The sequence below is a fragment of the Spirosoma montaniterrae genome, from assembly GCF_001988955.1.
GTDB lineage: Bacteria > Bacteroidota > Bacteroidia > Cytophagales > Spirosomataceae > Spirosoma > Spirosoma montaniterrae.
This window is the reverse complement of the sequence record NZ_CP014263.1, coordinates 1,975,713-1,991,365: the sequence shown is the minus strand read 5'-3', so window position 1 is coordinate 1,991,365 and position 15,653 is coordinate 1,975,713. Positions and strand designations below refer to the sequence as shown.

Here is a 15,653-nt window from a genome sequence, read left to right as displayed (position 1 = left end):
TCTTTGCGGCTCATTTCGCAAATAGTTATCTGGCGATTTATATACGGTCATGAGCGAGTTAATCAAATTAGTGGAGGCAGACAACGCGCAGCGTCGCGCCGAGTTGCCCACGTTCCGGGCGGGCGATACGGTGAACGTACACGTCAAAATCCGCGAAGGTAATAAGGAACGGATTCAGGTATTTACGGGTACGGTGATTCAACGCCGGAATCCAAGCAGCGGTGGTGAAACCTTTACCGTCCGGAAAGTATCGAACGGCGTCGGTGTAGAGCGTATCTTCCCGGTTCTGTCGCCCAATATCGACAAAATTGAAGTCGTTCGTATGGGTAAAGTACGTCGGGCACGGTTATTCTTCCTGCGTGGTCGTCAGGGTAAAGCGGCTCGTCTGAAAGAGCGCAAACCCAAGCCAGTTGCAGCGGCTTAATTATCTGCGCATCAAAACTCTGAAAAGCTGCCTGATGGCGGCTTTTTTTATGAACGAGGTGTAAGAGGCTGTTACACAGAGATTCACGAAGGAACACGGAGATACACTGAGAATGATTGCTGCAAAATCTCTGCGTATCTCCTTTCTCTTAGTGCATCTCTGTGTGATAACCTCTTCACGGAATACACTTATGGGCTATGAATTTCTCAAAATACCAGGGTACCGGTAACGACTTCATTTTGATCGACGACCGGGCGAAAACGTTTCCGGCTCACGATCAGCCACTAATCGAGCGGTTGTGTCATCGGCGATTTGGCATTGGAGCCGATGGGTTGATTCTGTTGCAGACCGATGCCGACTATGACTTCAGAATGGTGTATTTCAACGCCGACGGAGCCGAAGGCAGCATGTGCGGCAATGGCGGTCGGTGCATTGTTCGGTTTGCGCACGATTTGGGCCTGTTCGAGTCTGAAACGCGGTTCATCGCCGTCGATGGCGAACATACGGCGGTAGTATGTGAAGACGATATTTTCCTGAAGATGGCCGACGTATCGGGCATCGAAGACCGCGACGGGCTGACGTTTCTGAACACCGGTTCGCCCCACGTAGTACAGTTTGTCGATGACCTCGAATCGCTCGACGTGGTGGCCGATGGTCGCGCCATTCGCTACGACAGCCGGTTTCAACCCGGAGGAACAAACGTAAATTTTGTGCAGGTAATTGACGACAACACGCTGTTTGTCAGAACCTATGAGCGGGGCGTTGAAGATGAGACCTATTCGTGCGGCACGGGCGTAACGGCGGTGGCGTTGGTGGCGCATCAGCAGCGCAGCATGTCTGACCCGGTATTTATCCGAACCCTCGGCGGCAACCTGCGTATATCATTCAGCCCGCAGCCTAACAGCCGTTTTGAGAGTATCTATCTGATTGGCCCGGCCCGGCGCGTTTTTGTTGGAAGCATAACTCTTTAGCCCCTTCATGCGTTACTTCTGACAGCACCTCAACGTTAGAAATACCGTATGATTCTTTACAAGAATAAAAACTGGCTGTCAGCCCTTTACTATTTCCATACCGGCCCCACGGCCAAATCATTGGTTCGGCGACTGCTTATCGTGGTGGTGTACGTCACGTTTATCACGATTGTCGAGCTAAATTACTTTGACCTGAAGCTGAAAGAAACACCCACGTCGTTTTTGCAGGCAATGGGTATTCTGCTCAGCTTACTGCTGATTTTTCGTACCAATACGGCTTACGACCGTTTTTATGAAGGCCGCATTGCCTGGGGAACGCTCGTCAATAATTGCCGTAATCTGGCTATTTTCTTCAACGCCGTGCTACCTGTCGATGATCGGGAGAATCGCGAATTTTTTGCCAAAGCCATCTCCAACTTTCCGTTCGCCCTCAAAAACCACCTGCGCGACAATCGGGACATAACGGAACTGGAAGAAGCCGGAAAAGGCTCTCTTCAGGAGTTGATAAGTTTCGACCACAAGCCGGCTGCTGTGGCGAATCAGCTTTGGGTACGCACCGAAGAACTCTACCGGCAGGGTAAATTCTCGGAGTCGCAGCATATTAACCTCAATCAGCACCTGACTACCCTGATGGACGTTTGCGGCATCTGCGAACGCATCCGAAGTACGCCCATTCCGTTTTCGTACAGCCTGTTTATCCGGCTGTTTATTATGATGTACGTGTTCGTGCTGCCCTTTACCGTGATCGAAGTGTACGGCTACATGACCATTCCGGCAGTTATTGCCGCTTCTTATATTCTGGTAGGCCTGGAAATGATTGGCGTAGAAATCGAAGACCCGTTCAATTTAGATCGTAACGATTTACCGCTGAATCAGTTGAGTCAACTAATCCGGGTCAATGCCCACGATATACTGCAAATGTATCTGCCACATGTAGATAAAGAAGCGGCCCGGCCCGGCTTCACCGTGGTTACGTAACATCTTCAATAAGGCCGCCTTGTAAGTGGTAGATGGTTTTGCTATCAAATTCAGGCTGACGGCGCAGGTCTTTGGCGGCAATGCGGCTGCGGGTGCCGTTGGTACAAACCATAATGAGGGTTTGGTAGGGGAGAAGTTCGTGTCGGCGGGCGCGAATGTCGGATAGAGGCAGGTTGATGCCACCGAGGTTAAACTCATCATATTCCCAAACGTCGCGCACGTCGACCACGGCAGTGCCGGGCTGTTGGCGCAGCGTTTCCAGTTCGTTGAGGGAGATATCTGTGTAGGCGGTACGTGTCACTATAGCAACTAATAAAATACAAATGTATTCATTCACCAGTGAGATGGGATGAGCTAGTTAGTAGAACATGGATCTTAATACACAGAGGTATAAGTCCAAATGAAACAGCCATAAATAGTGCAACCCTAATGTAATTCAGCGTCTGCCAAAGCGAAGTTCTGTCCATTAAGTCTTTCGTGAGATTTGTTGTCTCAGCAATTCTCTGAAAGTCAATAATGTTTGGCGCAAAATACGAAAGTGTCCAAATCCTAACGGCAAAATGGATTGCAAATAAGATCAGAAGCCAATTTCTCACTGGGTCAATTTGCCAACAGAAGACTATTGCAAGGATGAACGTAATTTCATGTAATGAGTGGAAAATTATCCAAAAGAATTTTAAGCTTGCTCCTCGTCCGTCTATCAGGAGGTTAAAATTGTCAGGTGGCGATGCTACCCATTTGGGAACAAATACAAGCGTTTCAAAAATTTGTGCTCCGTTCATCAAAAAATAGATGAGCGTTGTGACGCAAAGCCATATTTCGGCTCTTGTCAAATAGCTCGCTGTTATATTTTCCATCTTAATCACTTTACTTGTTATTTATAGTATCAGTCACCTCTTTCATTACTAAAGTTGCTTCAACAAAATACCGCTCAATAGCTCGTATTTCTGTTAATGAGAAAGACGCAATAAGGGCTGATGTTCTTTGTTGCAGGTCGTGGAAGAGCGGTTGTAATAATTTCATGGTGTTCTCTTCATTGGGCACTATCATCACTTTGCGTCTGTCGGCCTCCGTAAAGTGCCTTTTAACTAATTTCTTTTTTTCCAGGCGATCAATTAAACCGGTTACTGCACCTGTTGTTAGGCCGGTAATTTTTGCCAGTTCGCCCGCTGAAAGTTCTTTGTGTTGTATAATAAGCCCCAAATATTTATGGTCAGAGCCTGTTAGCCCTGCTTTGCGGGCGATTGCTTCATGCATAAATATTGAGGCATCCGAATATTGCCGACTTACAGTCCTGAACTGTTGGATAATACTATCAGGTTTGTTTTTACTCATTGCCTAAATATCTTAGCGGCAAAGATAAATACTTCGTATGTACAAAACCAAACGGTTAAGCAAACTATTTTGGTAAGCTCAGGGAAGCAGTCGTCCGGTAAATGTTAGCTGGTAGACTGTTACGTCAAGCAACTATTTATTTTGAGTTGGTAGCAACGTTCGGCGACAAGGAGTGGAAAGGTAAAAATTTAGTTATGAAATTAGTCGATGAAATCATGGCATCTGAACATAGCTATAATATTATGACTTAACAATAACATAACATCTGATAGAACTTTGTAGTGATGAGAGCCGGTAGTTTTGTGTCCGAAACACAACTACTCATTCTCTTCATGGGCAAACTTTTACCAAAAGCCATCTCGCTCTGGGCATGGTCTCTTCTACTTTTATGGGCATCAGGTGCCTGGGCGCAGTCGGTATCACTTACCGGGGCCACCTACAGCGAATCGTTTAACACACTGGCTACATCGGGGACAGCGAATACCAGTTTGCCTACCGGCTGGACGCTGGTTGAAACGGGTACCAATGCCAATGGGCAATACCGGGTCGGCACGGGTAGCAACAATGCTGGCGATACTTACAGCTTTGGGTTAGACGGCAACAATGAACGTGCGTTTGGTGGGTTACGAAGCGGCAGTCTTGTTCCCCTAATCGGAGCTTCATTTACAAACAACACAGGGGGTATCATAACCTCTATTACCATCAACTATACCGGTGAGCAATGGCGGCTTGGTACAGCAAGCCGGGGGGCTGCCGACCGGCTGGATTTTCAGTACAGCCTGAATGCTACCTCCCTGTCGGCGGGAACATACACGGATGTTGACGCTTTAGACTTTATAACACCTAATCTAGCGGGAACGGTGGGAGCCAGAGATGGCAACGATGCGGCCAACCGAACCGCTGTTTCCAATACAATTACGGGTTTATCGATACAGCCGGGAGCTACGTTCTGGATTCGGTTCACCGATTTTGACGTAACTAATTCCGACGATGGGCTGTCTGTCGATGATTTTTCATTGACCACCAATGGCACAACCCCTGAGCCGGTTGCTACGATCACCGCTACGCCTAATCCCGTAAACCTGAACTACGTAGCTGGTAGCGGCCCGGCTTCGCAAACCGTGACAGTGAACGCCAGCAATTTGTCGACGGCATCGGGCAACGTAACCGTTACTTCGTCGAACACCGCCGTAACACTCTCGACCGATGGCAATACGTTCGTTGGCTCGGTAACGCTGCCATACAGCAACAGTACGCTCACCAATGCCACACTAACCGCCCGGCTGGTAGCAGGTCTGACTGCCGGACCGTATTCTGCCACGCTGACTTTCGCTGGGGGTGGAGCTTCTACCACCATAGCCGTGGCCGGTACGGTGAGCAATCCGCCAGCCACCACTGTTCGCATCCGCGAAATTCAGGGAAATGGGCATATTTCGCCAGTAGCCGGGCAATCGGTGACGGGTGTAACGGGTATTGTAACGGTGCGACGGAATAACGGCTTCTGGATGCAGGACCCTAATCCCGACAGCGACGATAACACATCGGAAGGTATTTTCGTCTTCACCAGTTCTGCTCCAACCGTGGTCGTGGGCGATGGCGTATTGGTAAGCGGAACCGTGCAGGAGTTTAGAGCGAATAGCAACAACCTGAGTCTCACGCAACTTACCAGTCCGGTCATTACTGTAACGTCGAGCGGCAATACATTACCTGCGCCCACGGTCATCAGTTCGCAGGCCGGAACGGGGGTGCGGGTAATTCCGACGAATAGCATCTCGAACGACTACCCGGCCAGTGGCGACGTCGAGTTGTCGACCTTCGACCCGGCAGAAGACGGGCTGGATTTCTTCGAGACACTCGAAGGAATGCGGGTGCAGATCAACTCGCCAGTCACATCGGGCTTCCGTAGTACTTTCGGTGAATTGTTCGTCATCGCCGACGGGGGCGCAGGAGCCACCGGCTTCAACAGCCGTAAAACCATCACCATCAGCGGTACGAATACCACCAACATTACCGCTGCCATTTCCAACAGCGATTTCAACCCCGAGCGTATCCAGATCGACGACGTGCTGTACGGCACGGGCAATACGCCAAACGTAAACCCTGGTTCGACGCTCAGCACCATTATCGGCGTAGTGAACTACGATTTCCAGAGTTATGAAGTGCTGCCCTCGGTGGCCCCAACGGTAGTAACGCCCAGCACAAATCAGAAGGAAATTACTGCCTTAACACCAACAACCAATCAGGTTACGATTGCTTCGTTCAACGTCGAAAATCTGGGTGGCAACGAAGATCAGGCCAAGTTTGATGGGCTGGCCGCAGCCATTGTCACAAACCTGCGTTCGCCTGACATTATCGGCCTGGAAGAAATTCAGGACAACAATGGAGCCACCAACGACGGTACGGTTGCCGCCGACGTAACGCTGAGCCGACTCATTCAGGCTATTGCAGCGCAAAACGGAGGAACAGGCCCTGTATATGAATTTCGGCAGATCAACCCCGTGAACGGGCAGGATGGTGGCGAACCAGGCGGTAACATCCGGGTTGGTTTCCTGTTCAATCCGGCTCGCGTGCAGTTTGTCGACCGTCCGGGGGGCGGCTCAACCACAAACACCACCGTTAGCAACGTAGGCGGTTTGCCGCGTATTTCGGCCAGTCCCGGTCGTATTCTTGACCCCAACCCGGCAGAAACAGACTCCTATCCGGGTGATGACTTTACCTCGACACGCAAGCCGTTAGTGGGCGAATTTACTTTCAATGGGCAACCCATTTACGTGATTGTCAATCACTTCTCGTCGCGGGGTGGTAGTGGGCCGCTGACCGGGCGTTTTCAGCCACCGGCTCAGGGCGATCAGGAACGGCGCGAAGAGCAGGGTAAAGTGGTCAATGCCTTTGTCGATCAGTTGCTGGCCGTGAACCCGAATACGAACGTAGTCGTTTTGGGCGACTTCAACGAATTCCAGTTCTTCCCGGCGCTGCAATACCTGACGGGCAACGTCAACGCCGAAACGCCCGTGCTGACCAACCTCATCGAGACGCTGCCGGTTGCGGAGCGGTACACCTATATTTTCGACGGTAACGCGCAGGCACTCGACTACATTCTGGCGAGTAATGCCATGAACAGCAAACTCGATGCGTTTGATGCGGTACATATCAACGCTGAGTTCCTCGATCAGTTGAGCGACCACGACCCCAGTGTGGCCCGGTTCACGATTCCGCCTTCGCTGTCGGCAACGCTTGCAGCCAGTGCCACGGGCGTGTGTGTGGGTAGCCCGGTCAATTTCTCGATAACCGTCGGTGGATTAGCCAATGCCGAAACCTATAGCTACACCATCAGCAACGGTACGAATAACACCAGCGCAACGGGTATCTCGGCTACGGCGGTACAAACCAGCCTGACGCCTACCGTAGCGGGTTCATATACGCTAACCGTACTGAGTTCGCCCAGTGCGAGTGCGTCGGCAGTGAGCGGTAACGTAGCGTTGAATACAACGCCCACAGCCTCGCTGACGGCCAGTAGTTTGACCTTCTGCGCCGGTAACACACTGACGCTTACCGCCGGTGGGGGTACATCCTACACCTTCAGCAGTGGGGCCAGCCAGATTGGGGGCAGTAGTGGTAATACCGCTACGGTGAGCCAGAGCGGTACGTATTCGGTGATCGTGGCAAACGCCAGCGGCTGTACGGCCACGGCCAGCCTATCGGTAAGTGTAACGCCCGCTACCAGCATCACGGCTCAGCCCGCATCGGCCAGCACGGTCTGCGTGGGCGGAGTAGTCAGTGTCAGTGTTGGAGCGGCAGGGCAGAACCTCTCGTACCAATGGTATAAAAATAGCCAGATTCTAAGTGGGCAAACGAATGCTGTGCTGAGCCTGAGCAACGTGCAGACGGGGGATAATGGCAGTTACTATGTGGTCGTGACAGGCAGTTGCGGTAGTCCTCAGACCAGTAACCTGTTCACCCTGACAGTTAATCCACGCCCGGCAGCACCGGCTTTATCGGGTGTGAGTCGGCAGGTCAACAGCAGTGCCACGCCAATCTCGCTGACGCAGTTTGTGGTAGCAACGGGCAACGCCTTAAGCTTTTCTGGAGTAAATGGGCTGCTGAATCCGCCAACAGCCAACATCAGCACGAGTGGTTTTCAGAACTTCTCAGTAACGCAAACGGACGGCAATAGCTGCGTGAGCGCGGCTACGCCCTTCAGCCTGACGGTATTGCAAAGTACCACGGCTACCCAGCCCGGCGATCAGACCGTATGCCGGGGTACAACGGTTGTGCTGAGCGTATCGGCGGTGGGTACGAACCTGCGTTACCAGTGGTTCCGCAATGGTACTACGGCAGCTTTCCGGTTAATTGACATCAACGGCGTGCAGCGCGGTACACAAACGGCCAGCCTCACATTGGTAAACGCGCAGACGACTGGTAATTATTACTGCCAGATTACAGGAACGACCGGCACGGTTATCGTTGGACCAATTCGGGCGACAGTCAACACCAACTGTTCGGGTCGGCTGCCGGCTCCCGAAGCAGGTACGGGTCTTTTGATAGACGTAGCTCCCAACCCATTGATTGACGGTCAGTTGCGGGCAGTGATTCGGGGCGTGGCCGGGCAGCGGCTCCGCATACAGGCTACCAACCTGAGCGGGCAGGTACTTCGTCAGCAACAGTGGGAGCAGGCCGACGCCGAACATACCATTGACTGGAACTGGCAGGCAAGACCAGCCGGAACGTACCTCCTGCAGGTAGCTACCGACGAGCAGATGAAGACCATCAAGTTAATAAAACCATAATAGTCAGAAGCTGGGGTAATGGTTGTATATTGCCTCAGCTTCTGCTCTAACCCTCTTATTGTGAGTCTACTACTCTCGAAAATTATGGATAAACAAAGAATACTGACCCTGAGCACAGCCTTGCTGGCGTTCGTTATCAGCGCACAGGCCCAAAACAACACGTCGGTGGTGAGCCAGACCGGCACCATGCAGTCGAGTACGGTAGTGCAGACGGGCAATGCCAGCCAGTCCACAATTCTCCAGTTGACCGGCGCAGCTTCCACGCCCAACACGGGCAACGTGGCCCGTACCACGCAAATTGCCGGTGCAGCCACCGTGGGCGATGTGAATCAGGCGTTCGTTCGCCAGATAGATGGCTCGGACTACAATGAAGCCAACATCAGCCAGACGGCGGGTTCCAATAACATTGCAACCATCGAGCAAACGGGCAATGCCAGCTTCCGCAGTGGAGGAACGCAACTGCGCGGCAGCAATCCAACAACGCCCTCATCGGCCAATGCGGGCAACTATGCCGCTATTAGCCAGGCAGGAGCGGGTAACGATCAGACGTCTATTTTTCAGAACGCCGGAGCCGATGGCACGAGTCAGGCCAACTATGCCCGCATTCGGCAGGTAGGCGATGCCAACTTAGGTACGGTTATCGAGCAGAATAATCTCTCGTTGGGCAACACCGCCACCATTGACCAGGGCGTGAGTAACAGCGCGGCCACGGGCAATAATGCTGTAGTGGTGCAATCAGATAACAGCCAGTTGAACCAGGCGACTGTGGTGCAGGAAGGAGCCGATAAGATCGCCGAAGTACTACAGTCGGCCATCAGTGACAACAACCAAGCCAGCGTGACCCAGTTGGGTGTGGATGGAATAGCGATAGTATATCAGGTCAACAATTCGTCCTACAATCAAGCGACGGTGGTACAAACCGACATGGCAGGCAGCGGCAACCAGGGCACGGTGAACCAGACCAATCAGAGTAGCTACAACCGGGCCAATATAGAGCAGGCCGGTAGCAGCAGCGGAGCACTGATTAACCAGAACGAACAATCGGCAAACAACGACGCCCTGATTCGGCAAGGGGTGGGCGGCCAGAATAATTCGGCAGTGATTACGCAGACGTATGCCTACGATGGAGCCAGCGCAGGGGCCAGTACGGCATCAGGCAGCGGCAATAGTGCCACCATCAGTCAGAACCAGACTACGAACAGTAGCGTGGGCAACACCGCCGAGATTCAGCAGGGCTTTACGGGCGGCCTCTCAACGATCACGGGTCTGTCCGTCGTGTCGGATAATAACGCAGCCAGTATCAGCCAGGAAAATGACGTTAACGCGGCCAACCTGTTGCAGGGGGGTATTGGTAACACAGCCACCGCCACTCAGAACGGATTCAGCACCTTGCAGGGAGTTACCCCCGACCCAGTATTGCCAAATCCAGCTTTACAGATTGGTAACAACAATGTAATGACCGTGATTCAGACGGGCAGTGCGGGCAACCCGAACGTGGCAAACATCAGCCAGATCGGTAACGGCAATACAGCTACGGTTGGTCAGACCGTGCCAACGCCTTAATAGATCGTTTCAGGTTATAAAACACTCAATGACCCCGGTCTGCTATCTATGGTGGGCCGGGGTTACTGATTTTTTGACTGTCAATCTGTCAGCCCTGATTGATCTGGAACAGGATTTGACGACCGCCCGAATAACAACAATTCCCTGACACGATAGATTATGGAAGCCCTACAGAACGAGCGAGGACAAATCTCGATTCATACCGAGAATATTTTCCCGATTATCAAGAAGTTCCTCTATTCAGACCACGAAATTTTCCTGCGCGAATTGGTCTCCAACGCTGTTGATGCCACGCAAAAACTGCGGCAACTGGCATCGTTCGGTGAATTTGGGGGCGAACTCGGCGAATTGAAAGTAAACGTAGCACTTGACGAGGAAGCCCGAACCATTACCATCTCGGACAATGGTATTGGCATGACCGCCGACGAGATTAAGAAGTACATTAACCAGATTGCCTTTTCCGGCGCATCGGATTTTCTCGAAAAATATAAAGACAAAACGGACGATAAAGGACAGATCATCGGCCACTTCGGGCTGGGTTTCTACTCGGCGTTCATGGTGGCCGAGAAAGTTGAAATCGTTACCCGCTCGTACCGCGACGGTGCCGAAGGTGCGCGCTGGGTCTGCGATGGCTCGACCGAGTTTGAACTGACACCCGCCGAACGCACTGAACGTGGCACCGACGTGATTCTGCATATCGCGCCCGATTCGGAAGAGTTTCTGAACAAAGGCCGTTTGCGGAGCATTCTCGATAAATATGCCCGCTTTTTGCCCGTGCCGATTGAGTTCGATGGCGAGATTGTCAACAATACTACGCCGATCTGGACGAAAGCCCCCGCCGACCTCACCGAGGAGGACTATAAGACGTTCTACCGCGAACTCTATCCGATGAGCGAGGAGCCGCTGTTCTGGATTCACCTCAACGTCGATTATCCGTTCAACCTGACCGGGATTCTGTATTTCCCCCGCGTCAAAAACGAACTGCGGTTTCAGCGCGAAAAAATACAATTGTATAGTCGGCAGGTGTTTATCACCGACGAGGTGAAAGACGTTGTGCCCGACTTCCTGATGATGCTGCACGGCGTAATCGATTCGCCCGATATTCCGCTCAATGTGTCGCGTTCGTTCTTACAGGCCGACGCCAACGTGAAGAAAATCAACGGCTACATTACCCGCAAAGTGGCCGACAAACTGAACGATCTGTTTAACGCCGACCGCAAAGCGTTCGAGGAAAAATTCGACGATATCGGCCTGTTCATCAAGTACGGTATTTTGTCGGACGATAAATTCTGGGAGAAGGCTAAAAACTTCGTGTTACTCAAAAATACGGAAGGCACCTACAACACGCCTGACGAATACCGCGAAAAGATTCAGGCCAACCAAACCGACAAAAACGAGTCGCTGATAATCCTGTACACGACCGACCGCAAGCAGCAGGACGCCTACATCGAGTCGGCACGTCGGCGCGGATACGACGTGTTGTTGATGGATAACGTAATCGATTCGCACTTCATCAATTCGCTCGAATACAAACTCGAAAAAGTGCGTTTCCAGCGCGTCGATGCCGATACGCTCGACAAACTGATCGACAAAGGGCTGAACAATGAAAGCGTACTATCGGAGGCTGACCAAACGAAACTGAAAGAGCTGTTTGAGCAGGTTCTTGATAATAAAACGCTGACGGTCAGCGTAGAAGCACAGCCGACCGACGAACTGCCCGTGACCATCACACAACCCGAATTTATGCGCCGGATGAAAGATATGTCGGCCCTGTCGGGCGAGCAGTCGTTCTATGGTAACTTCCCGATGGGCCACAACGTAGTAGTAAACGCCAACCACCCGCTCACGAGCCGGATTCTGGCCGAAACCGATGCCGATGCCCAGAAAACACAGATCAAACAGGTTTATGACCTGGCTCTGTTGGCACAAAACATGCTGACCGGTGCCGACTTAACGGCCTTCGTAAAGCGCACGGTGGCTCAAATCTGAACCATTAGAACCAGGATTAGCCGGGATTTTCGTGATTAAAACAAGATTTTACGCTGCGCTTGTCCGACTCTACAAATAAGCGTAGCGTAGAATCCTGTTTAATCCTGTAAATCCCGGCTAATCCTGGTTCTGATTCTTTGGCTGATAATCGACGGGTAACTCTTCGGCAATTAATTCCCAACTCCAGTAACCCTCAGTACGAAATCCATCGGGTTCGAAAAACTGTCCGTCGGCCTGAACCGACACGTCTACGTCGCGAAATCGAATGAGCGACGTTTGCGGTTTCTTTTTATACCCAAAATAAGACCGATCTCTTATGGTGTAATAGTCGAATGACTCACTCTCCTGAGTGTATCGCACTTCAAGGAGATGCTTCAAATGCCAGTTCAGTAAAGATGAACGGAATCGGGTTGTGTCAACCAATCGGCGGTAGTGCAGCGTTGGATAGACAATGGGCTGATTTCCAGTTAATGGAGGCAGCGTGGCCGTAGTGTCAGTAGCCAAACTTTTGAGCCAGCGGTCGCCCTGACGATTAAAGTTTTCTTCCATAAACTGGACTACGAAACCCTCCTGCGTTAATTTATTCTGAAATAAGGCCCGCATAAAATGCATAAGCGAACCACGGTAAGCTTTGAGACGCCGGGTAGCCCACTGGTCTGCCTGCTGTGGACTGCTGGCTGTTAATGTATCGAATACTGAATAACCCTTAAAATAGATGTTGTGAGTCGTATTGTTAACCGCAAACGTATCCAACTGAAATTTTATTCGATAACCAAGTCCAAGGTTTTCAATCTGCAACACATCGGTGGTATGGGCTACGAAACCGTCTGATTTATAGTCAAAGTATAGCACTTCTGGATTCAGTAAACGACATAATTTCGCGTTCTCGCTCTGCCCAACAAAATTTTTCGTGAATAAATCAACGTGTTCTTTCCACCGGTTATCCCGGCGTTTTGCCCGGATGGTAATAACGGCAAGCTGGTTTGCATCGGGTTTCAGAACGATGCGATAGGGCTTTGCTACCGGAATTGCTATTGTAGTTGACAGGGTTTTAAAGCCGATGTGCGTAAACACCAGCTTGTAAGTCGCTGAAGGAAGGTTATCCAGTGTGAATCGGCCTTCGGCGTCGGTGGTGGTGCCTTTTTGCGTACCGGCTAAAAAAACTGTCGTGCCGGGCAATGGTGTTTGATCTTCACCATTTACCACTCGTCCGGTAATTAGGTGCTGACCGACACTGCGCCACGACGTCAGCAGTATCGATAAGCAGCATACCAGAAAACAGCAGCGTTTTGTGAATAAGCCAGGTGCAGCACGCATAGCCAGAAAGAGTTATCAGCTTTTTCGCGTAAACCACACGCGTCGTTTTGCCACTAACCGACTAATAATGAAGACAATAACGGCAGCTATCAGCACGGCGGCCACGAGCGGCAACAACACGGTCAGGATAGACAAACCGAACGAGGCTACGTTTTCGCCCGTTGCTACTACCGGGTTTGCCAGCCCACCCGTCGTAGCGGTTGAGCCGAGCCGGAGTAGACTCGTTCCGGCCTGCACAATGCCCGCCGAGCCACCGCCCAGCATCAGGCCCAGCCCCCAGTGCAAGACGGGATTGTCGATAGGTAAGAACGACGTGCTGAGCAGCGTACCGGCAATAATCGACGCGGGCGTAGCTACGGTGTCAAGCAGGTTGTCGAGCCAGGGAATGTAATACGCGCCCACTTCGGCCAGTGTTGCCACGCTCAGGCCAACCAGTGCAGGCCAGCCGCCCAGCCACTCAAACCCGCCGATGGTGCCAATGATACCAAGTTTGGTGGCAATACTCGCAATCAGCATCGGCACAAACACCCGGAAGCCGCAACAAGCCGCCAGCCCCACGCCGATACAGGCACTCATAATCCAGTCGATAGACATTGGTAGTAGTTATTACACAGAGATTCACAGAGAAGAAAGAGGGTCGCAGAGACCTCTGTGTATCTGTTTTAACTCTGCGAATCTCTGTGTAACAATACTTTACCCACTTACCCAAAAAATGCCGGGTTGAAATTCATTAAAAACGCTTCGTCGGTGGCGCGGGTCAGGGCGGTGTAGAGCCAGCGCACAAACTCCTGATTCACTTGTCCGTCGGGCAAATACCCCTGATCGATGAATACCGCGCTCCACTGCCCACCCTGCGATTTGTGCGTGGTGAGTGCGTAGGCAAATTTTACCTGCAAAGCATTCAGATACGGGTCGCGCCGAACGGCCTCGGCGCGTTCTTTCTTGCTTTTGATGTAAAAATAATCTTTCTGTACGCTTTCATACAACGCCCGGTGCTGCTCCGAACTGAGCGAGGGCGTGGGCGAATGCAGCGTGTCGAGAATGATTTTAGCTTCGAAATCGGGCTGTTCTTCGTAATCGACTAATCGCAGCGTAACCGTTGCAAATCGAAACCCGTGCAGCTCTTCTTTGTTTCGGATTTTCAGGACTTCGGCAAATTCGCCGTTGGCTAAAAAACCCGCCGGCGCGTCTTCATCGAGCGTAGTGTAGTTGTTGCGGGCAATCATCAGCATATCGCCCGCGTCAAGTTCTTCTTCGCACTGATCGATCATTCGCCGAACAAACTGGTTGTACTGCACCGCCGTTTTGTTCGACCGGCACAGAATCACCGTATTTTCCCGACCGTATTTATTGTAGGCATACTGAATGCCGTCTTCGAGCTTATTCATCGGCATCTTATACACGTCGCCAAACGACCGAACGTTGAGCTGAATGTTCGGCGCATCGGCAGACTGAGCGGGGGCGTTGTCGTTCAGGAGCGCGTCGAACCCTACGGCTTTGGGCGTCGATTCGATAGGGTCGAGCAGCAGGCGCAGGTTGGTAGCGTTATAGAGAATGCCCGATTCTTCATCCTGTCGCATCACTTCGGTCAGTTCCTGTTCAAACACGGTCATGTCGAACGATGCGGACAGAAAACTTCGGTCGAGGGCCGGGCTAAGGTCGCGGCCTACGGGCGGCAACTGCGCCATATCGCCCACGAGCAGCAGCTTATTGCCTTCATTCTCAAAGACAAACTCAACCAGATCGGTCAGCAGTCCCTTGCCTCCAAAGTCGGCCTCATCGGAAATCATCGATGCTTCATCGACAATAAAGAGCGTATTTTCGTGGTAATTTTTTTGCCGCTGAAAGGCCAGTGTTCCCGACGCAGGGTCGGCCACCTGCCGGTAGATTTTGCGGTGAATCGTCTGCGCCGGTTTCTTGGCATAGTTCGACATCACTTTGGCGGCCCGGCCCGTGGGTGCTAACAAAATAGACTTGTAGCCAAAGCGGGGAAGTACGTTGATGAGCGTGCCAACGAGTGTGGTTTTACCCGTACCGGCATAGCCGCGCAGCAAAAAACAATCGCGGTATCGCTCAAACTCTTCGCGGGTGATGAAGGTGCCGATCTGCTCAAAAAACTGCTTCTGACCGGGTGTTGGTTTATACGGAAAACGTTTCGCCAGCAACTGGGCTGCCGTTTGCGTGTCATTCATACCTCTAATTTACGAAAACTATTCCAGAGAATTACGCATAGACGCGTTTGCGTTCGGCCTAAAAATTTAATACCTTCACCCTGTTTGAAATCACATT

At 51.7% G+C, this 15,653-nt stretch carries 11 protein-coding genes; 6 read left to right on the top strand and 5 right to left on the bottom strand.

All coding sequences use genetic code 11. From position 1 onward, the window contains the following. Positions 1–49: 49 nt before the first annotated feature. The 3 genes from rplS to AWR27_RS08705 all read left to right on the top strand — a co-directional run bounded on the left by rplS (position 50) and on the right by AWR27_RS08705 (position 2,373). Positions 50–424, top strand: coding sequence for a 50S ribosomal protein L19 (rplS, locus tag AWR27_RS08715; protein ID WP_077130813.1), 375 nt, complete (start codon positions 50–52; stop codon positions 422–424). Positions 425–621: 197 nt separating this feature from the next. Then, a complete protein-coding gene (gene dapF / locus AWR27_RS08710) occupies positions 622–1,395 on the top strand; it encodes a diaminopimelate epimerase (RefSeq protein WP_077130812.1) in 774 nt (257 codons plus the stop codon). Between the two features lie 48 nt (positions 1,396–1,443). After that, positions 1,444–2,373: a bestrophin family protein gene (locus tag AWR27_RS08705; protein WP_077130811.1), complete on the top strand. Its 930-nt coding sequence runs from the start codon at positions 1,444–1,446 to the stop codon at positions 2,371–2,373. On the opposite strand, the gene AWR27_RS08700 is transcribed toward AWR27_RS08705, so the two are convergent. Then, the gene (locus AWR27_RS08700; RefSeq protein WP_077133892.1) at positions 2,366–2,674 is read right to left on the bottom strand and encodes a rhodanese-like domain-containing protein; all 309 of its coding nucleotides are present in this window, start codon (positions 2,672–2,674) and stop codon (positions 2,366–2,368) included. The genes AWR27_RS08705 and AWR27_RS08700 overlap by 8 nt on opposite strands. A gap of 566 nt (positions 2,675–3,240) precedes the next feature. Continuing rightward, on the bottom strand, positions 3,241–3,708 hold the full coding sequence (locus tag AWR27_RS08690) for a MarR family winged helix-turn-helix transcriptional regulator (protein ID WP_077130810.1): 468 nt from the start codon (positions 3,706–3,708) through the stop codon (positions 3,241–3,243). 332 nt (positions 3,709–4,040) lie between these two features. Between AWR27_RS08690 and AWR27_RS08685 the strand changes: the two genes are divergently transcribed. From AWR27_RS08685 to htpG, 3 genes are all read left to right on the top strand, one after another. Further along, complete coding sequence (locus tag AWR27_RS08685) at positions 4,041–8,495, top strand: endonuclease/exonuclease/phosphatase family protein (protein WP_077130809.1); 4,455 nt, start codon at positions 4,041–4,043, stop codon at positions 8,493–8,495. Positions 8,496–8,579: 84 nt separating this feature from the next. Next, on the top strand, positions 8,580–10,058 hold the full coding sequence (locus tag AWR27_RS08680) for a beta strand repeat-containing protein (protein ID WP_077130808.1): 1,479 nt from the start codon (positions 8,580–8,582) through the stop codon (positions 10,056–10,058). A gap of 159 nt (positions 10,059–10,217) precedes the next feature. Continuing rightward, positions 10,218–12,047 (top strand): molecular chaperone HtpG, encoded by a 1,830-nt coding sequence (htpG, locus tag AWR27_RS08675; RefSeq protein WP_077130807.1) that lies wholly within the window; start codon positions 10,218–10,220, stop codon positions 12,045–12,047. Positions 12,048–12,164: 117 nt separating this feature from the next. Here htpG and AWR27_RS08670 read toward each other — a convergent pair whose 3' ends face one another. From AWR27_RS08670 to AWR27_RS08660, 3 genes are all read right to left on the bottom strand, one after another. Next, entirely contained in the window at positions 12,165–13,364 is a 1,200-nt protein-coding gene (locus tag AWR27_RS08670; protein WP_077130806.1) for a carboxypeptidase-like regulatory domain-containing protein, read from the bottom strand. 15 nt (positions 13,365–13,379) lie between these two features. Further along, positions 13,380–13,958: a DUF4126 domain-containing protein gene (locus AWR27_RS08665; RefSeq protein WP_077130805.1), complete on the bottom strand. Its 579-nt coding sequence runs from the start codon at positions 13,956–13,958 to the stop codon at positions 13,380–13,382. A gap of 107 nt (positions 13,959–14,065) precedes the next feature. Further along, entirely contained in the window at positions 14,066–15,556 is a 1,491-nt protein-coding gene (locus AWR27_RS08660; RefSeq protein ID WP_077130804.1) for an ATP-dependent DNA helicase, read from the bottom strand. Between the last annotated feature and the right edge of the window lie 97 nt (positions 15,557–15,653).

Bases quoted from the DNA above. Each gene is read 5' to 3' on its own strand.
- rplS (WP_077130813.1), top strand. From the start codon at position 50: ATGAGCGAGTTAATCAAATTAGTGGAGGCAGACAACGCGCAGCGTCGC.
- dapF (WP_077130812.1), top strand. From the start codon at position 622: ATGAATTTCTCAAAATACCAGGGTACCGGTAACGACTTCATTTTGATC.
- AWR27_RS08705 (WP_077130811.1), top strand. From the start codon at position 1,444: ATGATTCTTTACAAGAATAAAAACTGGCTGTCAGCCCTTTACTATTTC.
- AWR27_RS08690 (WP_077130810.1), bottom strand. From the start codon at position 3,708: ATGAGTAAAAACAAACCTGATAGTATTATCCAACAGTTCAGGACTGTA.
- AWR27_RS08685 (WP_077130809.1), top strand. From the start codon at position 4,041: ATGGGCAAACTTTTACCAAAAGCCATCTCGCTCTGGGCATGGTCTCTT.
- AWR27_RS08680 (WP_077130808.1), top strand. From the start codon at position 8,580: ATGGATAAACAAAGAATACTGACCCTGAGCACAGCCTTGCTGGCGTTC.
- htpG (WP_077130807.1), top strand. From the start codon at position 10,218: ATGGAAGCCCTACAGAACGAGCGAGGACAAATCTCGATTCATACCGAG.
- AWR27_RS08670 (WP_077130806.1), bottom strand. From the start codon at position 13,364: ATGCGTGCTGCACCTGGCTTATTCACAAAACGCTGCTGTTTTCTGGTA.
- AWR27_RS08665 (WP_077130805.1), bottom strand. From the start codon at position 13,958: ATGTCTATCGACTGGATTATGAGTGCCTGTATCGGCGTGGGGCTGGCG.
- AWR27_RS08660 (WP_077130804.1), bottom strand. From the start codon at position 15,556: ATGAATGACACGCAAACGGCAGCCCAGTTGCTGGCGAAACGTTTTCCG.